This window comes from Nocardioides sp., assembly GCF_036274455.1.
Lineage (GTDB): Bacteria > Actinomycetota > Actinomycetes > Propionibacteriales > Nocardioidaceae > Nocardioides.
In genome coordinates this window covers 1-3606 of the sequence record NZ_DASUFR010000109.1, presented here as the reverse complement: position 1 = coordinate 3606, position 3606 = coordinate 1, and the positions used below count along the sequence as shown (strand labels likewise).

Below are 3606 nucleotides of genomic sequence, written 5' to 3'. Positions count from 1 at the left end.
GAGGGTCCGCTGGTCGTCGGCGTCGAGCCCCTCGACCGCGGGGCCGAGGGTCTGGATGACCGCGTCGACCGCCTTCTGGACGCCCTTGCCGAGGTAGCGGTCGCCGCCGTCGCGCAGCTCCACCGCCTCGAAGGCACCGGTGGAGGCGCCGCTGGGTACGGCCGCGCGGGCGAACGTCCCGTCGGCGAGGAGCACCTCGACCTCGACGGTGGGGTTGCCGCGGGAGTCGAGGATCTCGCGCGCGCCGACAGCTTCGATGGATGCCACGGGGGTGCTCCTGGGTCGGGGAAGTAGGGGGCAGAGTGCGCCCGCCAGCCTAGTGGCGCAGAGCCCTCGGTCTCGGAGGGTGGTCAGCCGAGGCGGCGTACGGCGTCGCGGAGCGCCTGCTCCGGGTCGATGCCGTCGTCGACCGCCTCTTGGACCAGGGCCAGCACCCGCTCGCCGAGGTCGGCCGGCTCCTCGGGTGCCGAGCCGCCGCGCTCCAGCACCTTCGCGGCGTACAGCAGCGCCGGCAGCGTCTCGGGCAGGCCGTCGGTGAGCGAGGTGCGCGGCTTGTCGCTCTGCTTGATCGCCTGCCACACCTCGTTGACCGCGGCGGCGTCCTGGGGGTGGTCGCCGGCCGGCGGTCCGAACACGTGCGGGTTGCGGCGGTACATCTTCTCGGTGATGCCGCGGGCCACGTCGTCGATGGTGAATGCGCCCTCCTCCTCCGCGACCACGGCGTGGAAGTAGACCTGGAGCAGCAGGTCGCCGAGCTCCTCGCGCAGGTGCTCGAGGTCGCCGGTGTCGATCGCCTCGAGGGTCTCGTGGGTCTCCTCGAGGAGATAGCGCGCCAGGGACCGGTGCGTCTGCTCCCGCTTCCAGGGACACTCAGCCCGGAGACGGCGCATCACCGCCAGGAACTCCAGCAGCGACTCGCCGGACGCGGGTGTCATGGCCGGGTCAGTCGTCGAGGCAGACCTGGTTGCCGGGCAGCGCGTCGGTGTAGCTCGCGTCCGGCTGCGAGGTGAGGCCTGCCTTGGCGGTCTTGCCGAGCGCGTAGGAGACGTCGGTGTCGGCCGGTCCGTCGCTGCCGGGGTCGATGGAGTACTTCGGGTTGACCTCGACGTCGTGGTCGCTCATCCACTTCGCGAGCAGCTTCTGCCCCTCGGCGTACTGGTCGTCGGTGCTCGCGCCGGTGGTGCCCTGCTTCTCGAGCGAGGCCCCGCCGACCTGGGTGAGCACGTCCTCGAGGTAGGAGCGGGCGCCGATGACCTCGCGGACGGCGTCCTTCTGGTCCTCGCTCAGCTTGCTCAGCTGCGGCTCGAGCTGCGCGAGACCGCTGTGGTAGGTCGGGCTCGGCGTCACGTCCCACTCCTCGGCGAGCTGCTCGGCGGCCGCGCGCTGGATCAGGTCGGTGGTGAAGGTGTGGGTGAGCAGGCGCATCGGGGTGGCGCCGCCGGCGGCCTGCTCCTGGCCCTTGCTGACCTCCTCGACCGCCGAGCAGTAGTCGTCGGTCACCTTGTCGACGTGGCGGGTGGTGATGGTCTGGTCACCGACCTGGGCCGCGACCCCGGGGTGGAACTGGGCGCCCGCGATGCCACAGCCCGCCAGCAGGGCGAGGGGAAGGACGAGGAGGGCACGCAGCGGCCGCACGCGACTGTTCAGCACGGAGCCATTGAACACCGGCCCCTGAAGCGCGGCCGACCCGGATCGGCCCGGGACCTCGCGGAGCCGGGCTCAGCCCGTGCGCCGCGCCAGGATGCGGGTGCGCTGGCGCTGCCGCGCGGCCCGGCGGGCCCGGGCGATCACGATCTGCCTGCGGTCCGCGCGTCCTGCCGGCGTGGTGGCAGGAGTCCGCGGGCGACCCGTGTCGGCGGTGCTGGGGATCGAGGATGCGGGGTCCATGCACCGTAGGAGCCGGTGCAGGCCGCTCTGATACGTCCTGTTCGGCGGCGAGTCTGCTAGTCCCCCTGTCCGATCCGCACCGCACTGCCCAGGTCGCTCACCCGGGCATCACGGGTGGTGAGCGGCTGCAGGCCGAAGGCGCGCTCGATGGTGGCCAGGATCGAGGTGGTGTCGTGCGATTGGTGGTCGACGCCAGACCTCTCGAACCTCCCGCCGATGATCAGGGCCGGGATGCGGGTGCTGGGCCCCATCTCGTCGTACGGCCCGGGAGCGGCGTGGGCACCCTGGCCGGGCGGGGAGACGTGGTCCCACTGCCCGCCGAACTCGTCGTAGGTCACCACGATCAGCGTGTCCTTGCCCTGCGGCCCGCCGAGGATCGCCTTGATCAGGTCGACGACGTGCATCGATCCGTGGTCGGCGCTCGCGTAGCCCGGGTGCTCGTTCTCCTCGCCGAGCGGCTTCACGAAGGAGACCGCCGGAAGCGTGCCGTTCCTGGCCGAGGCGACGAACTCGTCCTCGTCCTTGAGGTGGTCGCGCCCCGGCATGCCCGGGGCGTAGTTCATGAAGTAGTTGAACGGCTGGTGGTGGTACTGGAACAGCGGGTCGGGGTGCCCGGCCGCCGCGTCGTTCCAGCCGCCGGAGTACCAGCTCCAGGAGACGCCCTTCGCCGAGAGCTCGTCGCCGATGTTGAGCTGGTAGAACGGCTTGGTCGGGTCGACGTCGTTGATCCCCGGCAGGATGTTCGCGCCACCCGCCGACGGCGGCCAGGAGGGCTGCATGGTGTTGACCGCGTAGTTGCCGCAGGCCAGTCCGGCCACCGTCGTCGGCAGGCCACAGCTCTGGGTGAGCGGGCCGTCGTTGTAGGCGACCGCCGGGTCCGGCTTGTAGAGCGGGTAGCCCTTGTTCGGGAAGCCCGCTGCGTCGAGCACGCTGTTCTTGCCCGCCGGTAGCGGCATCTGGGTGATGTCCCAGACCGGCGTCCGGGCTGCGATCAGCCACTGGTGGTTGAGGAAGGAGCCGCCGAACGCACTCTGGAAGAAGCTGTCCGCGATCACGTAGTCCGGTGCGTGCCTGCCGTGCAGGTACTCATAGATCGGCAGCCGGGTGGTGTCGTAGTGGCCCTGGGTCAGCCCGGTCGCGTCACTGCCGATGACGTAGCGGTCCTGCTTGCCGTGGTCGAGCTGGTACTGCTCCTGGTAGAAGCGGTGCACGATGTCGCGGGTGCAGCCGCCGGGCCGCCCCTGCGGATCGGTCTTCACCACACCGTTGGCGTTGACGAACGCCTTGTCGGGTGGCGCGCACGTCGTGTCCTCCGGCTCGATGTAGTCGTTGATCGAGTACGGGTGGCTCGTCGCGAAGTGGCTGTCGAAGGCGGCGCCGTTGGGTGTCGTGCCCGAACAGCGGACGCTCTGCAGACCGTCGTGCATGGACCCGTCGAGCCACTTGACCTTGGTCGTGGTGGTCACCAGGTTGGCGTCGTTCTGGAAGAGGCAGCCGATCGGGTTGCCGAACTGGTCGACCTGCGTCGTGCCGGCCACGGCCTTCGGCAGCCCGTTGACCTTGTCGTGGCCGACCTTGCCCCACAGCCCGTACATGTTGTCGAAGCTGTGGTTCTCCTGGTAGATCACGACGATGTTCTTGTAGTGACCCATCGGGTTCCCGGCGTGATGACCGGAACGGATGCCGTGGGCCTGTGCGGACGAGAGTGAGCCGGCCACC

At 70.2% G+C, this 3606-nt stretch carries 4 protein-coding genes and 1 pseudogene; all 5 read right to left on the bottom strand.

Annotated features, from left to right (window positions below; genetic code table 11):
- Positions 1-267, bottom strand: a pseudogene (gene eno, locus VFV89_RS10425) (phosphopyruvate hydratase); the annotation flags it as partial.
- 83 nt (positions 268-350) lie between these two features.
- Positions 351-935, bottom strand: coding sequence for a MazG family protein (locus VFV89_RS10420; RefSeq protein ID WP_329705867.1), 585 nt, complete (start codon positions 933-935; stop codon positions 351-353).
- Positions 936-942: 7 nt separating this feature from the next.
- Positions 943-1650 carry a hypothetical protein gene (locus tag VFV89_RS10415; RefSeq protein ID WP_329705866.1) on the bottom strand — a complete coding sequence of 236 codons (708 nt, stop codon included), beginning with the start codon at positions 1648-1650 and terminating at the stop codon, positions 943-945.
- Between the two features lie 69 nt (positions 1651-1719).
- Entirely contained in the window at positions 1720-1887 is a 168-nt protein-coding gene (locus VFV89_RS10410) for a hypothetical protein (protein ID WP_329705865.1), read from the bottom strand.
- A gap of 56 nt (positions 1888-1943) precedes the next feature.
- A partial coding sequence (locus tag VFV89_RS10405) for an alkaline phosphatase family protein (RefSeq protein ID WP_329705864.1) occupies positions 1944-3606 on the bottom strand: 1663 nt, incomplete at its 5' end.